This window comes from Pseudomonas viridiflava, from assembly GCF_003702045.1.
Taxonomy (GTDB): Bacteria; Pseudomonadota; Gammaproteobacteria; order Pseudomonadales; family Pseudomonadaceae; genus Aquipseudomonas; species Aquipseudomonas viridiflava_C.
This window is the reverse complement of sequence record NZ_RBTP01000012.1, coordinates 934,043-954,768: the sequence shown is the minus strand read 5'-3', so window position 1 is coordinate 954,768 and position 20,726 is coordinate 934,043. Positions and strand designations below refer to the sequence as shown.

At 60.5% G+C, this 20,726-nt stretch carries 20 protein-coding genes; 7 read left to right on the top strand and 13 right to left on the bottom strand.

Annotated features, from left to right (window positions below):
* From ALP40_RS06275 to dhaL, 4 genes are all read left to right on the top strand, one after another.
* Positions 1–397, top strand: a 397-nt coding sequence (locus tag ALP40_RS06275; protein ID WP_122207452.1) for an SDR family oxidoreductase, incomplete at its 5' end; no start/stop codon positions are given.
* Positions 398–423: 26 nt separating this feature from the next.
* Positions 424–1,539: an alcohol dehydrogenase catalytic domain-containing protein gene (locus tag ALP40_RS06270; RefSeq protein WP_122207412.1), complete on the top strand. Its 1,116-nt coding sequence runs from the start codon at positions 424–426 to the stop codon at positions 1,537–1,539.
* A gap of 40 nt (positions 1,540–1,579) precedes the next feature.
* Positions 1,580–2,581 carry a dihydroxyacetone kinase subunit DhaK gene (locus ALP40_RS06265; protein WP_122207411.1) on the top strand — a complete coding sequence of 334 codons (1,002 nt, stop codon included), beginning with the start codon at positions 1,580–1,582 and terminating at the stop codon, positions 2,579–2,581.
* A 3-nt stretch (positions 2,582–2,584) separates the two neighbouring features.
* On the top strand, positions 2,585–3,241 hold the full coding sequence (dhaL, locus tag ALP40_RS06260; protein ID WP_122207410.1) for a dihydroxyacetone kinase subunit DhaL: 657 nt from the start codon (positions 2,585–2,587) through the stop codon (positions 3,239–3,241).
* On the opposite strand, the gene ALP40_RS06255 is transcribed toward dhaL, so the two are convergent.
* Genes ALP40_RS06255 through ALP40_RS06245 form a run of 3 tightly spaced genes read right to left on the bottom strand, consistent with a single transcriptional unit; the run spans position 3,238 to position 6,826 of the window.
* Positions 3,238–4,320 carry an aromatic ring-hydroxylating dioxygenase subunit alpha gene (locus ALP40_RS06255; RefSeq protein ID WP_122207409.1) on the bottom strand — a complete coding sequence of 361 codons (1,083 nt, stop codon included), beginning with the start codon at positions 4,318–4,320 and terminating at the stop codon, positions 3,238–3,240. The genes dhaL and ALP40_RS06255 overlap by 4 nt on opposite strands.
* Entirely contained in the window at positions 4,317–5,909 is a 1,593-nt protein-coding gene (locus ALP40_RS06250; RefSeq protein ID WP_122207408.1) for a GH3 auxin-responsive promoter family protein, read from the bottom strand. The genes ALP40_RS06255 and ALP40_RS06250 overlap by 4 nt, the downstream gene beginning before the upstream one ends.
* On the bottom strand, positions 5,909–6,826 hold the full coding sequence (locus ALP40_RS06245) for a fatty acid desaturase (RefSeq protein WP_122207407.1): 918 nt from the start codon (positions 6,824–6,826) through the stop codon (positions 5,909–5,911). The genes ALP40_RS06250 and ALP40_RS06245 overlap by 1 nt, the downstream gene beginning before the upstream one ends.
* A gap of 195 nt (positions 6,827–7,021) precedes the next feature.
* Between ALP40_RS06245 and ALP40_RS06240 the strand changes: the two genes are divergently transcribed.
* Together ALP40_RS06240 and ALP40_RS06235 are read left to right on the top strand one after the other, a co-directional pair.
* Positions 7,022–7,912: a metal-dependent hydrolase gene (locus ALP40_RS06240; protein WP_122207406.1), complete on the top strand. Its 891-nt coding sequence runs from the start codon at positions 7,022–7,024 to the stop codon at positions 7,910–7,912.
* A complete protein-coding gene (locus ALP40_RS06235) occupies positions 7,912–8,832 on the top strand; it encodes a hypothetical protein (RefSeq protein ID WP_122207405.1) in 921 nt (306 codons plus the stop codon). The genes ALP40_RS06240 and ALP40_RS06235 overlap by 1 nt, the downstream gene beginning before the upstream one ends.
* 9 nt (positions 8,833–8,841) lie before the next feature.
* On the opposite strand, the gene ALP40_RS06230 is transcribed toward ALP40_RS06235, so the two are convergent.
* Both ALP40_RS06230 and ALP40_RS06225 read right to left on the bottom strand, forming a co-directional pair.
* Positions 8,842–9,957, bottom strand: a complete 1,116-nt coding sequence (locus ALP40_RS06230; RefSeq protein WP_122207404.1) for a hypothetical protein — start codon at positions 9,955–9,957, stop codon at positions 8,842–8,844.
* Positions 9,951–10,616: a hypothetical protein gene (locus ALP40_RS06225; protein WP_122207451.1), complete on the bottom strand. Its 666-nt coding sequence runs from the start codon at positions 10,614–10,616 to the stop codon at positions 9,951–9,953. The genes ALP40_RS06230 and ALP40_RS06225 overlap by 7 nt, the downstream gene beginning before the upstream one ends.
* A 218-nt stretch (positions 10,617–10,834) precedes the next feature.
* Between ALP40_RS06225 and ALP40_RS06220 the strand changes: the two genes are divergently transcribed.
* Positions 10,835–12,274 carry a fatty acid desaturase family protein gene (locus ALP40_RS06220; protein ID WP_122207403.1) on the top strand — a complete coding sequence of 480 codons (1,440 nt, stop codon included), beginning with the start codon at positions 10,835–10,837 and terminating at the stop codon, positions 12,272–12,274.
* 76 nt (positions 12,275–12,350) lie between these two features.
* Here the strand turns inward: ALP40_RS06220 and ALP40_RS06215 are convergent, their stop codons facing one another.
* The 8 genes from ALP40_RS06215 to ALP40_RS06180 all read right to left on the bottom strand — a co-directional run bounded on the left by ALP40_RS06215 (position 12,351) and on the right by ALP40_RS06180 (position 20,520).
* A complete protein-coding gene (locus tag ALP40_RS06215) occupies positions 12,351–12,950 on the bottom strand; it encodes a peroxidase-related enzyme (protein ID WP_122207402.1) in 600 nt (199 codons plus the stop codon).
* Complete coding sequence (locus ALP40_RS06210) at positions 12,947–13,477, bottom strand: CMD domain-containing protein (RefSeq protein ID WP_122207401.1); 531 nt, start codon at positions 13,475–13,477, stop codon at positions 12,947–12,949. Before ALP40_RS06210 ends, ALP40_RS06215 begins: the two co-directional genes overlap by 4 nt.
* Positions 13,478–13,543: 66 nt before the next feature.
* Positions 13,544–15,109, bottom strand: coding sequence for an ABC transporter substrate-binding protein (locus tag ALP40_RS06205; RefSeq protein WP_122207400.1), 1,566 nt, complete (start codon positions 15,107–15,109; stop codon positions 13,544–13,546).
* 58 nt (positions 15,110–15,167) lie between these two features.
* Complete coding sequence (locus tag ALP40_RS06200; protein ID WP_122207399.1) at positions 15,168–16,181, bottom strand: ABC transporter ATP-binding protein; 1,014 nt, start codon at positions 16,179–16,181, stop codon at positions 15,168–15,170.
* A complete protein-coding gene (locus ALP40_RS06195) occupies positions 16,171–17,175 on the bottom strand; it encodes an ABC transporter ATP-binding protein (protein WP_122207398.1) in 1,005 nt (334 codons plus the stop codon). The genes ALP40_RS06200 and ALP40_RS06195 overlap by 11 nt, the downstream gene beginning before the upstream one ends.
* Positions 17,172–18,092: an ABC transporter permease gene (locus tag ALP40_RS06190; RefSeq protein WP_122207397.1), complete on the bottom strand. Its 921-nt coding sequence runs from the start codon at positions 18,090–18,092 to the stop codon at positions 17,172–17,174. The genes ALP40_RS06195 and ALP40_RS06190 overlap by 4 nt, the downstream gene beginning before the upstream one ends.
* Positions 18,089–19,063, bottom strand: a complete 975-nt coding sequence (locus ALP40_RS06185) for an ABC transporter permease (RefSeq protein ID WP_122207396.1) — start codon at positions 19,061–19,063, stop codon at positions 18,089–18,091. The genes ALP40_RS06190 and ALP40_RS06185 overlap by 4 nt, the downstream gene beginning before the upstream one ends.
* Complete coding sequence (locus ALP40_RS06180) at positions 19,060–20,520, bottom strand: NAD(P)-binding domain-containing protein (RefSeq protein WP_122207395.1); 1,461 nt, start codon at positions 20,518–20,520, stop codon at positions 19,060–19,062. The genes ALP40_RS06185 and ALP40_RS06180 overlap by 4 nt, the downstream gene beginning before the upstream one ends.
* Between the last annotated feature and the right edge of the window lie 206 nt (positions 20,521–20,726).

Sequence of the window (20,726 nt, the reverse complement as noted above, 5' to 3'; positions counted from 1 at the left end):
CAGTTTCTTCGTGTCCCAGGCCTGCGCCCGGCACATGCTTGCCCAAGGCAGCGGACGCATCGTCAATCTGGCTTCGCAAGCCGCCGTCATCGGCCTGGACCGCCACGTCGCCTACTGCGCCAGCAAGGCAGCGGTGGTCGGCATGACCAAAGTGCTGGCGATGGAATGGGCGCCGCACATTAACGTCAACGCCATCTCCCCCACCATCGTCGAAACCGCGCTGGGCAAAAAGGCCTGGGCAGGCGAGCTGGGTGAAAAGGCTAAGTTGCAGATCCCCGCAGGCCGCTTTGCCCAGCCGGAAGAAATTGCCGGGCTGGCACTGTACCTGCTCAGCGACGTCGCCAGCATGATCACCGGAGAGAACGTGCTGATCGACGGCGGCTACAGCATTCAGTAATCCCTTTACGTTGCGAGGTTTTCGTCATGTCCACCGCTACCGAACGCACCGCCGAACAACTGTCGCCCGTGATCCCGGCCACCATGCAGGCCGTGGTCTGTCATGGCCCGGAAGACTATCGGCTTGAAACGGTCGACGTCCCCACACCGGGCCCGGACGAAATCCTGACCAAGGTCGAGCTGTGCGGGATCTGCATGGGCGACATCAAGACCTATCGCGGCGCGCCGTCGTTCTGGGGCGATGCGGAGCAGCCGCGCTACGTCAAACCGCCGATGATTCCCGGCCATGAGTTTGTCTGTCGCGTGGTTGCCCTCGGCCCGGGTGCGGAAAAGCGCGGCGTGAAGGTCGGCGACCGGGTGATTTCCGAACAGATCGTGCCTTGCTGGGGCTGCCGCTTCTGCAATCACGGGCAGTACTGGATGTGCCAGAAGCATGACCTGTACGGTTTCCAGAACAACGTGCAGGGTGCGATGGCCCAGTACATGATCTTCACCAAGGAAGGCATCATTCACAAGGTGCCCGACTCTATCGCCCCGGATGAAGCGATTCTGATCGAACCACTGGCCTGCTCGCTGCACGCGGCGGAGCGCGCCAATGTCGATTTCGATGACGTGGTGGTGGTTGCCGGGGCCGGTACGCTGGGCCTGGGCATCATCGGCGCGGTGCGGATGCGCAACCCGAAAAAGCTCATCGTCCTGGACATGAAACCCGAACGTGCCGCCCTCGCCCTGCGCATGGGTGCGGATGAAGTCTGGAACCCGGCCGAGGTCGACGTACTGGCAAAGATTCGCGAGATCACCGACGGCTACGGCTGCGACATTTATATAGAAGCCACCGGGCACCACAAAGCGGTCAACCAGGGCCTGGCAATGCTGCGCAAGCTGGGACGTTTCGTTGAATTCAGTGTGTTCAACGATGAGGCCACGGTAGATTGGTCGATCATCGGCGACCGCAAGGAGCTGGACGTACTGGGCTCACACCTGGGGCCCTACATGTACCCACGCGCGATTGATTTCATTGGCAATCGCAAAATAGACATGCGCGACGTGGTCACTCACAAATTCCCCCTCGCCGACTTCAAGGAAGCCTTTGCCGTGATGGAGCGCGGCGACAAGTCGCTGAAAGTCGTACTGGAACCGTAATACGCACACTCCTCATAAAAAGAACACGGGAAATCGCGTTATGAATCGAGTCATCAATGATCCAGACCAGGTAGTCGAGGATATGCTGCGCGGCATTCTGGTGGCGCACCCTGAACTGTCCCAGGGCGACAGCAACCCTCGAGTCATTCGCAAAACCACGTCTTCACCCCACGGTCGGGTCGGCATCGTCACTGGCGGCGGCTCGGGGCACGAACCTGCTTTTCTGGGCTACGTAGGGCCTGGTCTGGTCGATGCCGTGGCGGTGGGCGAAATTTTCTCTTCACCGACCGCCAAGAGTTTCTTCGACGCGTTCCGCACAGCCGATCATGGCGCTGGGGTGGCGTGCCTGTATGGCAACTACGCGGGGGACAACATGAACGTGAAGCTGGCGATGAAAATGGCCGCCAGCAAGGATCTGCAGATTCGGACCGTGGTTGCCAACGATGACGTCGCCTCGGCACCTAAAGCCGACATTGCCAAGCGTCGCGGCGTGGCCGGGGAAATTTTCATGTGGAAGACCGGCGGCGCTGCGGCAGCGCTGGACTACGACCTGGACGGCGTGATCCGTGTTGCCCAGAAAGCCGTCGATCAGTGCCGCTCCATCGGCATCGGCCTGACGCCCTGCACCATCGCGGCAGTCGGCAAGCCCAACTTTCAGATCCCGGACGGCCAGATGGAACTGGGTATCGGCCACCACGGCGAACCCGGGATAGAAGTCATCCCCATCGAATCCGCCGCGGCAATGGCCGAACGCATGCTGGCACCGATTCTCGCCGACCGCGACTTCACTCAGGACGACAGCGTCGTGGTGCTGGTGTCGGGACTCGGCGCAACGCCAGTGATGGAGCTATACATTTTCTATGCCGAAGTGGAACGCCTGCTCAAGGCTCGCGGTTTGAACATCCATCGCTGCTATGTCGGCAACTACTTCACGTCGTTGGAAATGATGGGCGTGACCCTGACCTTGCTGGGCCTGGATGCCGAGCTGAAAACCCTGATCGACCACCCTTGCCGCTCCATCGGCATGACCCAGGCGGAGTGAACCATGAGCCAGCATTTTTCCAGCCGCGACGGCAGTGCCATCATCACCGATCTGGTCACCGTGATCGTGGCCAACCGCGAATACCTCAGTGAAGTCGACGGCGCCATCGGTGACGGCGATCATGGCATCAACATGGCCAAAGGCTTCGCCCACTGCGGGCGCAGCATTGAAGGTCGACAACTAACCCTCGCCGAAGCACTCGATGAGCTGACGCTGAGCCTGATGGAAGGCATCGGCGGCTCGATGGGCCCGTTGTATGGCAGCCTGTTCATCGGCATGGCCGATGAGGTGCGTGGCAGCGAACAGATCGACGCAGATACCTTCGCCCACTTGCTGCGCGGCGGCCTGACGTCCTTGCAGGACATCACCGAAGCCGGAGTCGGTGACAAATGCCTGATGGATACCTTGATCCCGGCCGTCGAAGCCTTCGAACAGGCTCACGCCTCAGGGGCTTCCTTCAACGATGCGCTGGAAGCCATGAAACGCGCAGCCTCGCAGGGGCGCGACTCGACCAGGGACTTGATGGCAAAAATCGGGCGTGCCAGTCGCCTGGGCGAACGCTCGATCGGTGTGCTGGACGCCGGCGCGGTGTCGTGCTGCCTGATCCTGACCCGGCTCGCGGACTCAGTGCAGCCACGACTGGTCGGTGCCCAGTCCTAGAGTTCAAACCTGATTCGTTGCTCGCGGTGCTGGGCTGGCGGCAAGGCTTCGCCACGCTTCACCGCCGCCAGCATCTGCTCGACACCCACATGAATGGCATCGGCCGGAACATTGCAGGGTTTGAAGTTCGCTACATTATCCAGACCTTCCCGATGGGCACGGATGATCTTCACGTCCTGCTGGATAACGAGGTGCGTATAAAGATGGATGAGCGGACGCATCAGCCGTAGCATCCAGCGCGGCACTGGAAAGCGGTACGCGATATAGGTGTAGACCCTGGACTGACGTTCGTTGACCGGAGTGATCTGGCTGACGATCAGAAATCCCGAGCGCTGCCCCCACAGGTAGTCGCAAAACGTCACGTTGGGCGCCAGAAATCGATCAGTGTGAACAAGCGGTTCGGCATCCGGATTGGTCAGCCAGTGCAGGATGCCGATCTTGTCGGCTTCGTCGTGGTAAGACACTTCGATGCTGTGGGCCTTGCAGGCCAGCGTCGCCTCCATCGCTCTGCCACTGCTTGACCTGAAAATACCCTCGTGGACAAACACCGTGTGGGGCACGTCCAGAAAGTTCTGTACCAGGCTGCCCACGTCTGCTTCGAAGGTATTGAGCATGAAGTAGGACTGCCACGGCTGCTCACCGTAAGCAGGCAACCTGAATATCGGTTTGGCATGGGCATCGCCCGTGCCGGTGTAGACCCAGACCAGACCGTCCTGCTCGCACACCGCGAAGTGCCGTTGCCGATAGCGGTAGCCCGGCGATCGCGGCGAGGCCTTATCGGCGTCGACGCTCGGAATATGGACCACGTGGCCCTGCGCATCGTAACGCCAGCCGTGGTAAGGGCATTCAAGGCAGTCGTCAGCGACCTTGCCTGCCGACAATCGCGTGCCCCGGTGTACACACTGATCGAGGAGCGCAACGACTTGCCCGCTTTTCTGCCGGAACAGCACGATATTAAGGCCCAGGATCGTGGCGCGATGCGGCTTGCTCTTCAATTCCCTTGCGGTGCAGGCCACGTACCAGTGTTCGAGCGTCGCGTCATGAGGCGCTGGATTTTCGCGGTTCGCGGGTTCAGTCACAGATCTTTTTCCATCAGGGCAAGGAGGGCTCGGGCAGTTTCCAGCCGACTGATCAGTCGGCCGGGCTTTACATCGCCAGCGCGAATCCCGCCGATTTCAGAAGCCCGTTGTAACAATCCTGCAAGCCGTTGCGCCCCCCCGCTGACGACGCGAACGCAGACTGGCCCCAACTGCCCCAGTTTTCGGGCTTGTGCGTAGTGAAAGGACGCTTGTAGCGCACGGTCGATTGCGTCCGCAGGACCGTTGACGTCGCCCGTGGCAGAGCTTGCCAACAAGACGGTGTAGCGCGCTGGCGAGGCCTGTGCGTCGGCCACCAGGCAAGCGTCGTCGGCTGTGTCGAGGCAAGCCTGCAAAATACGCTCGACGAATGGCTCATCCAGTTTCTCTCCCACCAGATCACAGGTGTTGGCGGCGCGGCCTATAAACTCCACGCGGGGTGTGCGTCCGGTGTGACCCACGACGCGAACCCTGTCGCCGAGGGCGTAGCGATACAGCCCGCTCCCGGTGGTCAAAAGTACCTGGACAGTCTCACCCATACGCAGCGAGTGGGCGCCACACGACGAGCCGTTTTCGTCGAGAAACTCCAGGTAGTGACTGCCGATTGCCAGTGGACAACCCGGCCCGGCGCCCACCGGTATGCTGAGCACGCCTTCGGTGGCGAGCAAGCCTTTGGGCAGCCACCGGGCGTGAGGAAAATGCGACGCCAATCGCGTTGCGTACCCGTGGCTAGGCCCATCCATCCAGCAACTGACTGCTGCCAATCGTGGCCACAGGCGGGTACACACCCCGGTTGCTCTGGCATGGCGTAGCGCCTGTTGACGCTCCGCGGGCAACTGAGTCTCCACCCAGTCAAACACATGGCGGTTATCGGCCGAGTCGACGTCAAACAGCGGTTGCAACAGGCTGGTGAGAAAGGTCGGGCTCCAGACGCTGATAAAGCTCAGGTCTTCAGCGGCCACCAGCGCCAACAGTGTTTGCCTGCGCCAGTGCGTTGCGTCCTCAACCAGGTCGGGCATCAACAACGTACCCGCCAATGAAGCAATCGCACTGCCCTCCAGGTAGGCCAAGTCACTGGTCGAACCGATGGCGATGCCATTTTCGGCTATCGCCTGCGCCTGCATGGGCGGCGACATTGACCAATACCCGCTGCCGTCGCCTATTTCGGGGATCTGGCGGTGCATATCGGCAAGCCATACGGTCAGCGCACCCTGCAACTCGCCAAGGAACGAGCGTGTGTAGGGAATGTGTTTCTGAACAGCGCTGCTGCCGCTCGTGCGCTCGAAAAACAAGGGCGCCTCGCGGGTCAGTATCGGCCCCGACTCACGTTGGGCCCTCTGTATCCAAGGCGCAAGTTGCGCGTAGGTCTGCGTTGCAACCTGTTCGCGGAACCGGGTCGAATCGGTTATGGAGGCGAACTCATGAGCGCGCCCGAACGCGCTGTCGCGATTGGCGGCGAGCAAACGCTGAAGTATCCGCTGCTGGGTGAGCTCAGGCTCCTCGAACATTGCGTGCCAGTGATCGAGGGTGGACTGTGCGCCGTCAGCGAATGAGCGCCACAGCGCACGTTTTGATTGATTGGCAGGTCGCATCAGAAATAGGTCTTGTCGAGCGACGACACATCGTCAGGCATACGCTGCGGCGGACTGAACACCTGTAACCAGCCGTACCACAGAGGTCGCGTTTCCTTGAGATTGGAGGCGGCATGCATATGCTGCCAGTGCATGGACGAATGCCGGTGGTGCGTCAGGTTGTAGTTGAAATTCAGGAAGGCCCAGCGCACCACACGGGGGGCGCGCAAATTGTAGGCCCCCTCGACAACGTCTAGCGGTGTGCGCATGTGGTAGACCCATTGCAGCGATGACCATGAAAAACCGAACGCAATGTAGGCAATCAGCACGACGTGCCATGTCCAACCCAGTACCAGGGCAGCCAGCAGCCAGGCGCTCACGCTGGCGACGACTTCGAGGCGAATGCGCCGAAAATCCTGGACGGAAAAGTCTTTGAACGCGGCCGCATAGGTATTGACCTCACCCCGTTGCGCCCATCGATCAGCGATACGTGCGGGCAGCAAAGGAAGTAACAGGCTGCCAATGAACGCCGCCAGCCATATTCCGCCGAGCACGGCGAAGTAATATTCAAGCCGCTTTCGCAGTAGGGATTCGTCGGGCATCGCGAAATCAGCCAGTTCTGCGCGGGTGCGATTACGCGAGTGGTGCCCCAGGTGGTTGATGTGGATCAGCGTGGCAGAAGCGCCAAACAAGGTTGACGCCCACCACATGATCAAATAGTTGGTGGTTTTTCTGCTGTGCGCCAGACCATGAAAGGCCTCGTGCATCATGGAGAAGACGCCCTGCATGATCAGGCAGAACGGAATCAGCACCAGCCATTTCCAGGCGCCTGACTGAGTGTGGGACAGCCAGGTCAGCGTTGTGGCCCATAGCAGGGTTTGTGCGCCCACAACGCTCAGGTTGGCGATGTCGAACCGTTGTGATGGCGAAGTATCCATGATCGAGCACACCCTGTCCCTGTAACAAACCAGGGAGTATACCGGTGCGCCAACAATGTATCGAACCCTCTTAGGGGCCGGCGCCATTCGGGGCTTGCAGCTGTGCATGCCGGCTCGATGGGTAAGGTACTGTCGCATCGACACCGCCAAACGCGGTAGCCTGTGCGCCTTGATGATTAAGGTAATCTGCGCGACATGTCGATTTTCAAACGCCTGCTGTCAAAACGCTCGGCAGCGCAGATAAACGCCGTGGAAATCCCCCACAGGTCCGTGCGCTTCGTGCTTGACGAGAGCATCCCTCGCCACTGGCATGATCGTCGTCCGCACATCACCCGTTTTTTTGACGGCCTGTCGCTGATGTTTCCGGTTGGCGAACGGGTTTTCATTGAAAGCGTCATGCACTATCGCCCTCTTATTCAACGAAACCCCACGCTGCTCAACGCGGTTGACGGTTTCGTCTATCAAGAGGCCACGCATATTCGTGAACATCGGGCTTATAACCTGTGGCTGAAGGCTCAGGGCGCACCCGTCGAGCAGCTTGAAAGCCTGTTGCAGCGGCGCATCGAGAGAAACGATTGGTTGCCTGCACCGATAAGACTGGCCCTGACGGCGTGCCTGGAGCATCTGACCTCGATCATCTCCGATCAGGTATTGCGTAACCCCGACGTGCTGGCGGGTGCGGATCCGGTCATGGCCAGACTCTGGCGTTGGCATGCCATTGAGGAGACTGAGCACAAGGCGGTGGCGTTCGACGTGATGTGCATGGTCGAAACCCACCGGTTGCGAGGTTATCTGCGTCGCTGTGCATTGATGTTCATCGTGGCAGCCAGCTTCCTGTTCGACCTGACGCATTTCACCTACACACTGGTGCGAAGTGATCGGCAACATCACAACTGGCGGGAGTGGTTGCGATTGCAGTGGTGGCTGTTCGTGAATCCCGGCCTACTGACGCGCATTGTGCCGGCAGCGCTGCTCTGGTTCGTGCCTGGCTTTCATCCGGACCGACTGGACAGCCGCGACGTTCTTGAGGATGCCCGTCGGGCCTTTGACGAGTCTGTCGTGTCCGCTGCGCAGGCAGAGCACTGATGGGGCGACCGACCTGGACACCCGAAGGCTTCGATGACTGGCAATCCTTCTTTCCGGCAACCGGGTTTGTGCGTCCGCCAGCGCCTCTGGACTGGACTGACCGTTTTATCCGTTGCTGGCATCAGCCTGAGGCTGGACTCCCGAAATCCACGTTGATTGTGCTGATCGCGGGCCTCTATTCGGAATTCATGCCTCGCTGCTTCGATGGCGTTCCTCGGGCGTTGAAATCGTCAGGCCATGAAGTGTTGCGTGTGCCCGTGCGCTCATCCAGAGGCGTCATTGCACAGGGCTCGCATATCAGCAAAGTGCTCGCGACTCATCTGAGGCAGGGCCAACGCTTTGTGGTGCTGGCCCACAGCAAGGGCGGCCTCGATGCGCTCGCCGCGCTGGCACAGTCCAATGAACTCCAGAAAGCCTGTGACGGCATCGTGCTGGTCCAGCCGCCTGCTGGCGCTTCAACGCTGGTGGATGAATTGCTGGACCCTGCGCCCGACATCGGCCGAACGGGCCTCCCTGCCCCACACTACCGGCTTGACCGGCTGCGCCGTGCGCTGGTCAATACGCGCTGGCTGGCAGGCGCGACACGGGACATCGGCAGCCGCCGCGACCCGAAAATCACCCAGTTGCTCGATGAGTTGCCCGGCAATCTGAACGCCGTGCATGTGGTCAGTTGGTCTGCGTCAGGGCATTCATTTCTCGACACCCATCACACGCGGCTCGACAGATTGCGCCCTCGACACGCCCACGATGGTCAGTTCTATATCGAACGATTGTGCCTGCCTAACGTGCCGCAGATCTGCCTGCCCCATCTGGATCACGGCCAGCCAGTGCTCGGGGGCGGAGGTTTCGATCAGGTACGTTTCTGGATGACGCTGCTGGATGTTCTTCAGCCGTCCAGCCGGAATCCGCAGGCCACTTAGACTTGACGTCTACACCAGGTAGATTTCGAAACCTGGAATCCGATCCGCGTTTTCACTGAGAAACGGCCCCGCCTCGGGATTACAGGGTGCCGTATACAAATCCATCGCGGTAGAGAGTGAGCGGTAGCGATTCATCGCGGGCCAAAGCGGATCACCGTCGTACAGACAAAGCTGCATCAAGGCGTACTGCCCACGAACCTGTGCCCAGGCGACATCCAGCAGAGCGGCAAACACCGCCGGGTCACGTCGTTTTATCTGTAGGTGGGTCAGGTAGATATCCTGTAGCGCGTCACCCGGCGCGGCAATGCCCGGCCTGCCTGCGAGCGGTGCAAACATGTTGTATCCGCGCCGCAACAGTTGGTGTCCTGCCGGTAGCTGCTCAACCACGATGCGCTTGATCTGTCCCGAATCCCAAGGCGCGACACATCCCAGAATGTTGTCGCAGGGGTCTACCGCGATCAGGAATGAATCAAGGCTGAAACCAGGCCAGTCTCGCAACCTTCTGCTGAACTCTGTTTCGCTAAACACACTGCCAAACGGCTGCTGAGCCGACTCGCCGTCGATAAACGCTCTTAGCGCATCAAGGTGGCTGGGCATTGCCTGTACGACCCGCACATGGGCCGGGATGCGGGGCGCACTGCCCCAGCCACGTCGGGCGAAAATCGAAACGTTGCTGTAACCGCGCCAGTGCGCGAGCTTGAGGGGGTTGGCCTGGCGACGCCTGAGCAGCGACAGTGTCGCCAGCGTGTTGTCGCGGATGACGCAGCAATAGGCGTGTTGAACACCGGTTTCCAGCGAAAGCTCGCTGAGTCGCGACTGCACGTGCGCCATCCATGAACGGGACAGTGCCCGGTCAGGCACCAGACGCAAATCGCCCAAATAGGCCACTTGCTCGACACCGTGATGCATATAACCCTCACGAACAACCAGGCTGGCGGTGCCTTTAACAACCCCGTCCTCGCTTGAGGCCAGCCAAGTGCGGTGGTCGGGTGCGTGGCAGCGATGCAAGGCAAAATAATCCGGGCTGCGATCAAAGCGCAGCGGTACACGGCCGGGCATCGCGTGGTGCTTCTGAAAATCAAGCAACTGCGGATTGTCCGAAGGGAGCGCCTGACGAATCAACACTCAGAAGGCTGCGCGGTGACAAACAGGCGTCGGGCGAAGGGACGCAGGTTTTCAGGCGTAAGCTGGCACAGGCACACCAACTCGTCCCCGTTGGCATAGCCCGGGTTGCGCTCCAGAAAATAGGCAACATCCTCAAGCCTTGAGTGATTCTCCGGCACCTCTGCCAGCGTTGGAACGAGGCGACCTTGAGGCGTCTGGAAGCGCAGCAAGCCTGTCGTCGAGTCGTACGCATCGCCGAAGTGAGTGGTGGCCAGATGATCCATTAACGCCTGCACGTCCGGGACCGTCACCTGGCCTGCGCGCGGCGCGTAATTCAGTATCATGGCGCGCAGATAACGATACGTGCGATGCCCTTTGCAGATCAGAAACCAGTAAAAAGGCACCTGCGGACGCTGTCGCCACAGATCGCCCACGAGCCGCGACCAGGCAAACGTCAGTTGCTGACTGCCCCAGTGCTCGGGATCAATGATTGTATCGCCGGAGAACACAAATCTTTTCAGCTGGTTCTGCCAGAGCATCTCGAACAGCTTCAACGTCGTAAAACCGACGATTCGATCACCCGCGTCACGCAGAATGACGCAATGCGTCTTGTCATCAAGATCGTGTCCAAACCGAATCCGGCAGGTATCCTGATAGCAAGCCGAGTAAAGTTCGAACATCTGCTCGATTTCATTCAGTGACAGATCAGCACATTCAACGGTGGCAGCGCGCAAACTCATGGAAGACTTCGACAGTTGGAAACACACTGGCTGGATTCTGACGGGGTGGACCGCTCAGGGCAATCAAACTGTCTGCCGTTTTGACGCTGCACACCCGACGGCTAGCGTTTCCGCCCGAGTACTCGCACTTGCCAACTTTTGATCCAGGCCGTCCTTACATGCCACCTTCTCGACCCGACTCGAACCCAGTCACCCGCCCTTTTGCCTGGCTGATCGCCTATCTGCTGGTCACCGGCCTGCTGTATTTCCTGGTGACGCATTTTCCAATGGGCGTGGTTAACGTCATCGAGCCGGGGGTCGTCGACCGCTACATACCTCTGCTGCCTTTGTCCCTGCCGCTGTACCTGAGCTACATGCTGGTGATGCCCGTACTTGTCTTTCTGGGACGCACGTCGGACTGGCTGCTGCCGGTATTTTTTGCTGGCGCACTGGCCGCCGGGCTGTGTCTGGTCTGCCACTTGTTTTTGCCGACTATGATCTTACGCCCGGACAGCCTTCATGCGGCGCTCGACTGGCTGTATCACCTGGACAAACCATTGGCAGCGTCGCCCAGCGGGCACTTGGCGTTGCCCGTCGCAATCGCCCTTACCCTGTTCGGCCTCAGGGTGCGCCATGCCTCGGCATTTGCCGTGTGGAGTCTGGTGCTGATGATGACCGTCATGACGACCGGGCAACATCTGTTCGCCGACATGGCCTTTGGCGTTGCCATTGGGGTGGGCTGCGCAGCGCTGACGCTTTTGTTCAGACGCTTTGCCATAGACCTGCGCACAATGGGAGCGCTGTTGCTGGAGTGGCTGTGCATCATCGTTACACTGCGCATTGCGCTGTATATGGCCGACTGGAGAATCTGCGTCGCGGCCATGATCATCATCGCCGCCCGACAGCATGCCCTGTTTGTGTTGTATCACGATGCCACGCACTACCACCTGACGCGTCGGCGCAGCCTCAACGACTTTCTGATCAATGCCGCCATCGGCGTTCCAGGGCTTGTTCCAATTGAGTTCTACCGGCCTCTGCACCTTGAGCATCATCAGCATCTTGGCACCGAGCAGGATCCAGAGCGGCGTTTTCTATACCACCGTCAACCCTGGCGCTTTACACCGTTAGGCGCCGGGCCGTTGCTCAGGCAATTGGCGGGCGACCTCCTGCTGGTCAACACCGTGCGCAACCTGATCGCTTACCGGGCCAGCGGGGGTGCGCCGCTGGCCGTGACGCGTCCTCTGATCGCCGCCGCGCTGGTGTGGGTTTCCATTCTGGCGCTTCTTGTATGGCAGTGTTCGGCACACCAACTGGTGCTACTGGCCATGCTGTGGTTCGTCCCGCTCGTCACACTCGGCGCCCTGCTTCAGAAAATCCGCAGCATGGCCGAACACAGCGGCGGTCCCGGCTCCACACCCGGCTGGCAGGCATGGACCTACTCGTGGCGCGTGGGCTGGTTGGGACGGTTCTTCATCTGGCCCTATCACATCAACCTGCACCTGCAGCACCACCGCGCCGCAGGTGTTCCGTGGCATGCACTGCCCACGACGGTCAGCGCCGACGAAGCACTGATGGCGTCCCGCACGCTGCCCGACTTGATGTGGTCAAGGCGTCGTTAGCCCGGCTTGCGGCACACCTGCCTGGGTCAGGCACATGCCCAGGCACGTCGAATAAGCAGGTCTGATTGCCGGATGCTCAGCTTTCTGAGTCCGCCTCGGGAAAAACCGGCTCCCCCAGATTCAGCATCAGGCGATTGGCCCACGCGAAGATCGAGATCGCATGGATCAAGTCCAGCACTTGCGCATCATCCAGGCCTTGCTCGCGCAACGCCCGTATGTGTCCGGCATCAAGGGATGCGGGCTCAAGGGTCAAATCGATGGCAAACCGGACGATCGCGCGCTCGCGGTCGTTGGTGCCTGCGGTGGACGGGTCGGCGAACACCTGGGCGATAACGTCGTTGCGCTTGGCCAGTTGCTCGAAGCGTTGCGCGTGCACCGAGGCGCAATACACACAGCGGTTGATGCGCGAAACCACCGTGCTGGCCAGTTCCCGCTCGGCTCGGGACAGACCGCCCGGCGCGTACATGATGGCGTTGAAGGCCTGGGAGCGCTGGCGAAGAATCGCCGGGTGATGCGCCAGGGTCAGGTAATAATCCGACGTCTTGGCTTGCGGATGGCTTTCCTCAAGCACGGCGAGCTGTTCGGGCGTGGCGCTGTTCAGGTCGACGGTGGGTAGCCAGGCTTTCCAGCCCAGCACTTGATTGGTAAACCCATTGCTTTCGATCAGTTCGCTCATTGGACAGCTCCGGCAGTTTGCAGCGCATCAAGCCCTGCGGTCAGACGCACTTGGTAAGACAGGAAAGCGATCAATTGCCCAAGCACGACGATTTCGGGCGTGCTCAGCCCTTCGTGCTGCAACGCCAACAGTGCAGCCTGATCGCCATGCACAGGCGATTCGATCAACGTGCGGGCAAAACGCAGAATCGCTGCGAGCCGTGCGTCGTCCAGTGCATCGATCAAACCGGCATCAACCGTCGCCAGCACCGATGCATCTACGCCCAAGCGCTGCAATTGCGACAGGTAATGCGCGGTCAGCGTTGTCTGCTCGCTCAGCCGCGCTGCGTAATAGGCCACCCACAGGCGCTCGCTCAGCGACAGATCGTTATCCAGCGCCGGATCGAAAAACAGATCCTGACTGCCCTGAGTCGCCGCTGCGACTTTGTCACGGGCATGGCGAACCCGGTGCAACGAGCTTCCTGGAGCGATGTTCAACAGGCTGTCGAGCAGGTCGGATTGAGGGGCGGTTTCAGTGTTCACGGTCATGAGCATTCTCAATGTCGGTGTGGCCTTCGCCTGGCGATTGAAATGGCGACGCGAAGGCAGGAAAAATCAAGGCTGCTCGGTGACCATCGTGGCCGCAGTACGGTCGCTGACCAGCGGCTCCACTTTCAGCCCCTTACGCGCCGCCCAGATGTTCTGGTAGTGGAACAACGGGATGATGCCCACGTCATCACTGACGACCTTGACCGAGTCCTGAAGAATCTGGCGGCGTTTGGCTTCATCGAATTCGGCGGTGGAGTCCGCCAGTGCCTTGTCCACCAATGGGTTGCTGTAATGGCCCCAGTTGGATGCGCCCTGCCCCTTGGCACTGTCGACGGTGGTCAGGATATTGGTCAGCGCGTAAGCGGCCTCTCCCGTGCCATTGCCCCAGGCGATCACACTGATCGCCAGTTCGTTTTTGTTGGCCTTGCCGGCATAGACCGCCCAAGGCAGCACTTCCAGCTGAACCTTGACGCCAATGCGCGACCAGAACTGGGCCACTGCCTGCATGACCTCAGGTGCCTGCGGATAACGATCGCCGGGCACATGAACCGTCAACTGGAAACCCTCGGGAAAGCCTGCCTGTGCCAGCAGATCCTTGGCCTGTTTGGCGTCATACGGAATATTCTTCACATCCGGGTTGTAGCCAAACGTATTGGCGGGCATCCATTGGTTGGCCTCGGTGACGGTGCCCTGCATGATGCGTTCGTTGATGGCCTGACGGTTGATGGCCAGCGACAGCGCCTTGCGCACACGGACGTCCAGCAGGGGGTTTTCAGCCAGGGGCTTGCCCGCGTTGTCGCGAATGAATTCATTGGGGCCTGCGCGAAAACTTGGCTGAATCAACAGCGCGCGCAAGCCCTGATACGCATAGACCTGCACGGTGGGCGTCTGGCGCAGGCGCGCCACGTCGGTCGGCGAGACCTTGTCGATCACATCCACATCGCCCGCCAGCAAGGCAGCAGTGCGGTTGGCAGCATTGGCGATAAATCGATAATCGACCTTGTCCCAGGTTGGCTTGACGCCCCAATACGCGTCGTTGCGCTCGAACACGGTCCGGTCGCCGGGCACGTAAGACACGAAGCGATAGGGCCCGGTACCGATCATGGCCTTGCCTGAGTTGTAGTCGGCGCTGCTGGCGTTGGAGCCTGCGTGACGGCTGACGATGTAGATCGAGTCAACGTCCGGCAGCAGGTTGGCGTTGGGCAGGCGGGTTTTGATGATCAGCGTGTGGTCGTCCTTGGCCGTGACCGAGGCCACCGTTCGCGTAGCCCCGGCGTATGACGCCACGCTGCCCGGCACACTACGGGCGCGCTCGAAGGAAAACACCAGATCGTCAGCCTTCAGCGGCTGGCCATCCTGCCATTTCACGTCGTCCCGCAAGTCGAATTCCCACGTGGTGTCATCGACGACCTTCCAGCTTTTTGCCAGGCCAGGCAGGGTCTTGTCATCACGGCGGCTGACCAGCGACTCGAACGCGTGCAAAGCGACCGAACGGTCTCCCGCGTAATTGTTCAGTTGTGGGTCGAGGGATGAAATCGGATCGGCATAGCCGATGCGCAAGTCCTGTGCAACTGCGCTGCCGGCGGCCACCACAAGGGCTGAAGCTAACAGGGAGCGAACGAATGGTTTCATGGGAATTTCCTGGTACGCAATCGGTGGCAAGGGGGACGCACGAACGCCTTGGCGCTCGTCAGAGGTCGTCGTTGAGGTGACACGCGCTCCGGTGGTTCGGCGAAACCTCCCTCAGCGCTGGAACTTCTTCGCGACAGCGCGGCATGGCGTGCGGGCAGCGAGGGTGGAAATGACACCCGACGGGCGGGTTCAGCGGGCTGGGGATTTCCCCTTTGATCGCGTCATAACGGGTGCTGCGGATATCGAAACGCGGAATCTGTGCCAGCAGCGCCTGGGTGTACGGGTGATTGGCACGGGCGAACAGGTCATCGACCGATGCGCTCTCGACTACGCGGCCCAGATACATCACAACAACCCGGTCACACAGGTGCTCGACCACACCCAGGTCATGGCTGATGAACAGATAGGTCAGGCCCAGCTCATCGCGCAGGTCCATGAACAGGTTAAGAATCTGCGCCTGGATCGACACATCCAGGGCAGCGACGGATTCATCACACACCAGCAGTTCCGGTTGCACGGCCAGCGCCCGGGCAATGCCGATGCGCTGGCGCTGGCCGCCACTGAACTGATGCGGATAACGCTGACGCAGTTGCGGGCTCAGACCGGCACGTTGCAACTGCGCGCTGACGTAATCGTCTGCGCCTTTTTTATCGGTCAAACCGTGCAACAAAGCGCCTTCGCCGACAATACGGTCGACCCGCAGACGAGGATTCAGGCTCGACGAAGGATCCTGAAAGATCATCTGCACCTTCAGGCGCAGCGCTTTGCGCTCACTGGCGCTCAGGCTGTCGACGGCTCTGCCCTCCACCGAAACCGTGCCCGACGACACCGGCAGCAGCCCGGCAACCATACGCCCGAGTGTGGACTTCCCGCAGCCGGACTCACCCACCAGACCGACCACTTCACCGCGTGCGATGCGCAGATCCATGGCATCGACCGCATGGGTGACAGGCCGGGGCCGTGTCAGGTGCAGACGCTGCAAAACGCCTTGAAGGGAGTGTTCTGTCACGGGCGTGCCGAAAGTCTTGCTGACCTGATGCAGTTCAATCAGCGGAATCTGTTCACTGGGCATCGGCAGCTCCCGGATGAAAACAACGAACCATCTGCCCCGGTGCGACTTCGCGTGGCGCAGGTTCTTGCGCGCACATCGATGAGGCTCTGGGGCAACGGGCGGCAAACGCACAGCCTTGTGGCATCGACAACAGATCGGGCGCCATGCCTGGAATCTGCCGCAAGCGCTGACCACGCCGGTTGCGACTGGGCAGGCTGTCTATCAGCCCCTGGGTGTAAGGGTGTTGCGGGCGGTCCAGCACGTCGGCGACCGAACCCTGCTCGACGATGCGCCCGGCATACATCACTGCCACGTCGTCGGCCAGCCCGGCCACCACAGACAGGTCGTGGGTGATCCAGATCAGCGATGTGCCCTGCTCCCTTACCAATTTCTGCACTTCGCTGAGAATCTGCGCCTGAATGGTCACGTCCAGTGCGGTGGTTGGCTCATCGGCAATGATCAGGTCCGGCGCGTGCAACAGCGCAATGGCAATCGCGACGCGTTGACGCATGCCGCCGGACAACTGATGGGGATAGGCGCGCAGGCGTTCTTCAGGGCTGGCGATGCCCATCAGTGCCAAGGTGCGACTGGCATGTTCACGCGCCTCGCGCTTACTGACCGAACGATGCGCACGGACGGCCTCAACCATCTGCGTGTCGACCCGCAGGACAGGATTGAGGGTCATCATCGGGTCCTGAAAAATCATCGCCACCCGATGGCCCTGCACGTCACGCAGCTGCGAGGCGGTCAGCTTCGTCAGGTCACGCCCCTTGAACAGCACCTCGCCTGCGCTGATGCGGCCTGGCTCGTCGACCAGTCCGAGAATGGAAAACCCCGTGACCGACTTGCCCGATCCCGATTCCCCGACCAGCCCGAGAATCCGGCCCGGCTGCACACTCAGCGACACGTCACGCACGGCCGGCAATACACCTGCGCGGGTGTAGAACGAGGTGCACAGACCTCGAACATCCAGGGTCGGCTGCTCAGCCATCGGTGTTGCTTCAAGCGCGCTCATCGCTGCAACCTCGGGTTCAGCACATCACGCAGCCGGTCGCCCACCAGATTGATCGCGACGATGGTGATCAACAGCGCCAGCCCCGGAAACAGGCTGATCCAGTACTCGTTGCTGAGCATGTACTGGAAGCCGTTGGCGATCAGCAGCCCCAGCGACGGTTCGGTGACCGGCACGCCCAGGCCGAGAAACGACAGGGTCGCCTCCAGCGTGATGGCACGGGCAATCTGCAGCGCGCCTATCACGATCAGTGGGGGCAGGCAGTTGGGCAGAATATGACCGATCACGATGCGCCACGGACCGACGCCCTGCCCGCGCGCCGCATCGACGTATTCACGACGGCTTTCAGTCAAGGCCTGTCCCCGCGCAGTCCGGGCGTAATAGGCCCACTCCAGCAGGACCAGCGTGAGCATCACATTACCGACGCCTTTGCCCAGCCAGGCGAGGATCATCAAGGCCATGAGGATCACCGGAAACGACAGCAACAGGTCCACCAGACGCATCAGCAGCGCTTCGACCCAGCCGCCTGCATAGGCTGAAATCAGCCCAAGCAAGGTGCCGATCACGGCGGCAATCAGCGCCGAACCTATGCCGACCCACAGGCTGATACGCAGGCCGTAAATGATCGCCGAAACCAGATCGCGGCCCTGGCCGTCAGTGCCCAGCCAGTAGGTGTAACCGGTGTCCATGTTCGGACTGCCGGGCGCCATGCGTGCATCCATGACATTCAACTGCATGAGGTCGTAGGGGTTTTGCACCACAATCCAGGGCGCCAGTGCAGCGACCAGAATGATGATCGTCAGAATTACCAGGCCCAACATGGCCGACGGCGAGCGGGTGAACTCGACCGCCACGCGCCGCCAGGGCGACTGTGCTTGCAGGCCGACGCTTGCGGTAGCGGTTTTGGGAACGGCATTCATCGGGAGGCCTCAATGCGCACGCGCGGATCAAGCAGGTAATACAAGCCGTCGACGATCAGGTTGAGCACCACGAAAATCACCACAACGACCATCAGGTAAGCGACCACCACCGGGCGATCCAGCATGTTGATGCTATCTAGAATCAATTTGCCTGCACCGGGCCAGGCGAAGATGCTTTCCGTGACCACGGCGTAGGCGATGGTCGAGCCCAGTTCCATTGCCAGCACCGTCACCACCGGAATCAGGGTGTTGCGCATGACGTGCATGCACATCACGCGAAGCGGCGACAAGCCTTTGGCCCGGGCAAACTTGACGAACTCCTGGGGCAGCACTTCACGTACGCCCGCTCGGGTCAGGCGCAGCACCAGCGAAATCTTGAACAGCGCCAGGTTCAGCGCGGGTAACAACAAGTGTTGTAAACCATCCAGCGTCAGCCATGACCACTGCACGCCCAGCCATTCGCGGGTTTCGCCGCGCCCACTGGCGGGCAGCCAGCCCAGCGTGATCGAGAACAGCATGATCATCATCAGCGCCACCCAGAACGCGGGGAGTGAGAAACCGATAATGCTGCCCGCCATCAATATTTTCGAAATCGGATGATCCGGCCACATACCGGCAAACATGCCCAGCGGCACGCCAATCACCACAGCCAGAAACAGCGCGCTGAAGGCCAGTTCGAACGTTGCAGGCAGGCGTTGCAGAATGAGGCGCATCGCGTCTTCGTGGTAGACGAAGCTCTGACCGAGATTGCCGTGGACCGCGCCCTTGAGAAAGATCAGGTATTGCTGCCAGAGCGGCTTGTCCAGCCCCAAGTGCGCAATCGCTTGCAGGCGTTCGGCCTGATTGAGGTCTTCACCCACCAGAATGTCCATTGGGTTGCCAATGGCATTGAGGCCGACGAACACCACCAGGGTCATCAACAGAATCACCAACAACGACTGCGTCAATCGACGCAAGGCCCACCCGATCATGGGTGCAACTCGTCGGCGTTCGGCGAGCTGGCGACCCACTCGTCACCCAGCAATTCCGGTTCGGCATAGTTGCGCATGGCCTCGAAATGCAGCGCGACGTCTTCATTGAACAATTGCCCAACCAGCGCATGCGCCAAGCGCTTGGAGCCTTCGCTGATAGCCGGGATGTCCCCGGACACCGCGCCATAGCTCAGCGCTGCCGGATAACTGAAGCAATGAATGTGCTCGATGCCGGGGCAAGCGCCTGGCGTTTTCTCCTGAAACTCGAAGCAGTTGCCCAGATCCGGCAACTGCGACAGTTCCGCATCCTGCTCGTCAAGGGACGCGTTGAAGCGATCCTGCCAGACGCGAATGTGGGCAGAAAACGGTGCGAACTCCGGACGCTGCTCGAAGTCGGTACGAAAACCAGTGGCGAACACCACAAAATCCGCCTCGATACGTGCCGTCGGCGTCTCCAGACACACCCCGCCTGCTGGATTTTGCTCAGCGGCCACAAGTGGGCAACCCAGCAAAAAACGCGCCTTGCCAGAACCGGAAACCCGCAGCGTACTGCCCCGGGGTGGCGGAACCTGTTGAGTGTTGAGGTAATGACGGATGCGCCACTTCCATTCATCCGGCAATCGCCAGTAGCCGTGGACCATGCCCGGATTACCAGCGCCCTTGCCCTTGTTGATGCGCGGCAGCACTGCGCGGCGAATCAGCAGGTCAACGCCTGTCGCCCCCGCTTCCAGCGCCGTCGCGGCGCTGTCCATTGCCGACGCCCCGCCGCCGATCACTGCAACGCGCTTGCCTTCGAACCAGGCATCCTGCAGACCGTCGGCGGAATGTGCCCATAAATGCCTGGGCAGCGACTTTGCGAACTCGGGCACCCACGGACCGCCCAACCCGTCACGCCCGGTTGCCAAGACCACATGACGCGCTACAAAAAACAATGTCTGAGACGGTGTTTCGACATCAAGCTCCACCAAGGCATCCGCCCTGGGTGCGACGCGACTGACGCGGTGCTCGTTACGGACATCAAGGCTCAGCACGTTGCGATACCAGCGCAGATATTGGGCCCATTGCAGACGAGGGATTTTGTCCAGTGCGTCCCAGCCTCTGGCACCAAATTGCGCTTCGTACCAGGCACGGAACGTCAGCGCGGGAAGACCCAGCGCCGGGCCTGTCAGCTGTTTGGGCGAGCGCAGGGTTTCCATGCGTGCCGTGGTGGCCCAAGGGCCTTCGAAACCGACAGCCGACTTATCGAATATCACGGCGGCCACGCCCAAGTGGCGTAACTCGGCAGCCAGCGCAAGACCCGCCATCCCACCGCCGATGATCGCAACGTCAAGCACGGGCCTGCCCTCGCTCTGGCGTGGCTTGACCCACGGATTGGCGGGCAGGTCCAGCCAGGCCAGGTCCTGACGCAGGCGTGCTTCCAGTGCTGCAAGACCTGCTGGGGTGTTTACGTCAGGCATTGATCGATACTCGGTAAATGATCGGGAAACAACCCGAGCTTTCATTCACCCCTTCAAAATCCATTCCAATAACGAAATAAATGAATTCATTATGGCTTTGAATGCGCAAACCGAATACTAAAAGACGTTTTTTATTACTGCAATGCACAAAAAATCATATTGATATTCCCGAACTAAAGGTTGCTACGCATTAACGGGATGAGAAA

Bases quoted from the DNA above. Each gene is read 5' to 3' on its own strand.
- ALP40_RS06205 (WP_122207400.1), bottom strand. From the start codon at position 15,109: ATGAAACCATTCGTTCGCTCCCTGTTAGCTTCAGCCCTTGTGGTGGCC.
- ALP40_RS06270 (WP_122207412.1), top strand. From the start codon at position 424: ATGTCCACCGCTACCGAACGCACCGCCGAACAACTGTCGCCCGTGATC.
- ALP40_RS06220 (WP_122207403.1), top strand. From the start codon at position 10,835: ATGCCACCTTCTCGACCCGACTCGAACCCAGTCACCCGCCCTTTTGCC.
- ALP40_RS06245 (WP_122207407.1), bottom strand. From the start codon at position 6,826: ATGGATACTTCGCCATCACAACGGTTCGACATCGCCAACCTGAGCGTT.
- ALP40_RS06225 (WP_122207451.1), bottom strand. From the start codon at position 10,616: ATGTTCGAACTTTACTCGGCTTGCTATCAGGATACCTGCCGGATTCGG.
- ALP40_RS06180 (WP_122207395.1), bottom strand. From the start codon at position 20,520: ATGCCTGACGTAAACACCCCAGCAGGTCTTGCAGCACTGGAAGCACGC.
- dhaL (WP_122207410.1), top strand. From the start codon at position 2,585: ATGAGCCAGCATTTTTCCAGCCGCGACGGCAGTGCCATCATCACCGAT.
- ALP40_RS06240 (WP_122207406.1), top strand. From the start codon at position 7,022: ATGTCGATTTTCAAACGCCTGCTGTCAAAACGCTCGGCAGCGCAGATA.
- ALP40_RS06265 (WP_122207411.1), top strand. From the start codon at position 1,580: ATGAATCGAGTCATCAATGATCCAGACCAGGTAGTCGAGGATATGCTG.
- ALP40_RS06215 (WP_122207402.1), bottom strand. From the start codon at position 12,950: ATGAGCGAACTGATCGAAAGCAATGGGTTTACCAATCAAGTGCTGGGC.
- ALP40_RS06190 (WP_122207397.1), bottom strand. From the start codon at position 18,092: ATGAATGCCGTTCCCAAAACCGCTACCGCAAGCGTCGGCCTGCAAGCA.
- ALP40_RS06200 (WP_122207399.1), bottom strand. From the start codon at position 16,181: ATGCCCAGTGAACAGATTCCGCTGATTGAACTGCATCAGGTCAGCAAG.
- ALP40_RS06210 (WP_122207401.1), bottom strand. From the start codon at position 13,477: ATGACCGTGAACACTGAAACCGCCCCTCAATCCGACCTGCTCGACAGC.
- ALP40_RS06185 (WP_122207396.1), bottom strand. From the start codon at position 19,063: ATGATCGGGTGGGCCTTGCGTCGATTGACGCAGTCGTTGTTGGTGATT.
- ALP40_RS06195 (WP_122207398.1), bottom strand. From the start codon at position 17,175: ATGAGCGCGCTTGAAGCAACACCGATGGCTGAGCAGCCGACCCTGGAT.
- ALP40_RS06235 (WP_122207405.1), top strand. From the start codon at position 7,912: ATGGGGCGACCGACCTGGACACCCGAAGGCTTCGATGACTGGCAATCC.
- ALP40_RS06250 (WP_122207408.1), bottom strand. From the start codon at position 5,909: ATGCGACCTGCCAATCAATCAAAACGTGCGCTGTGGCGCTCATTCGCT.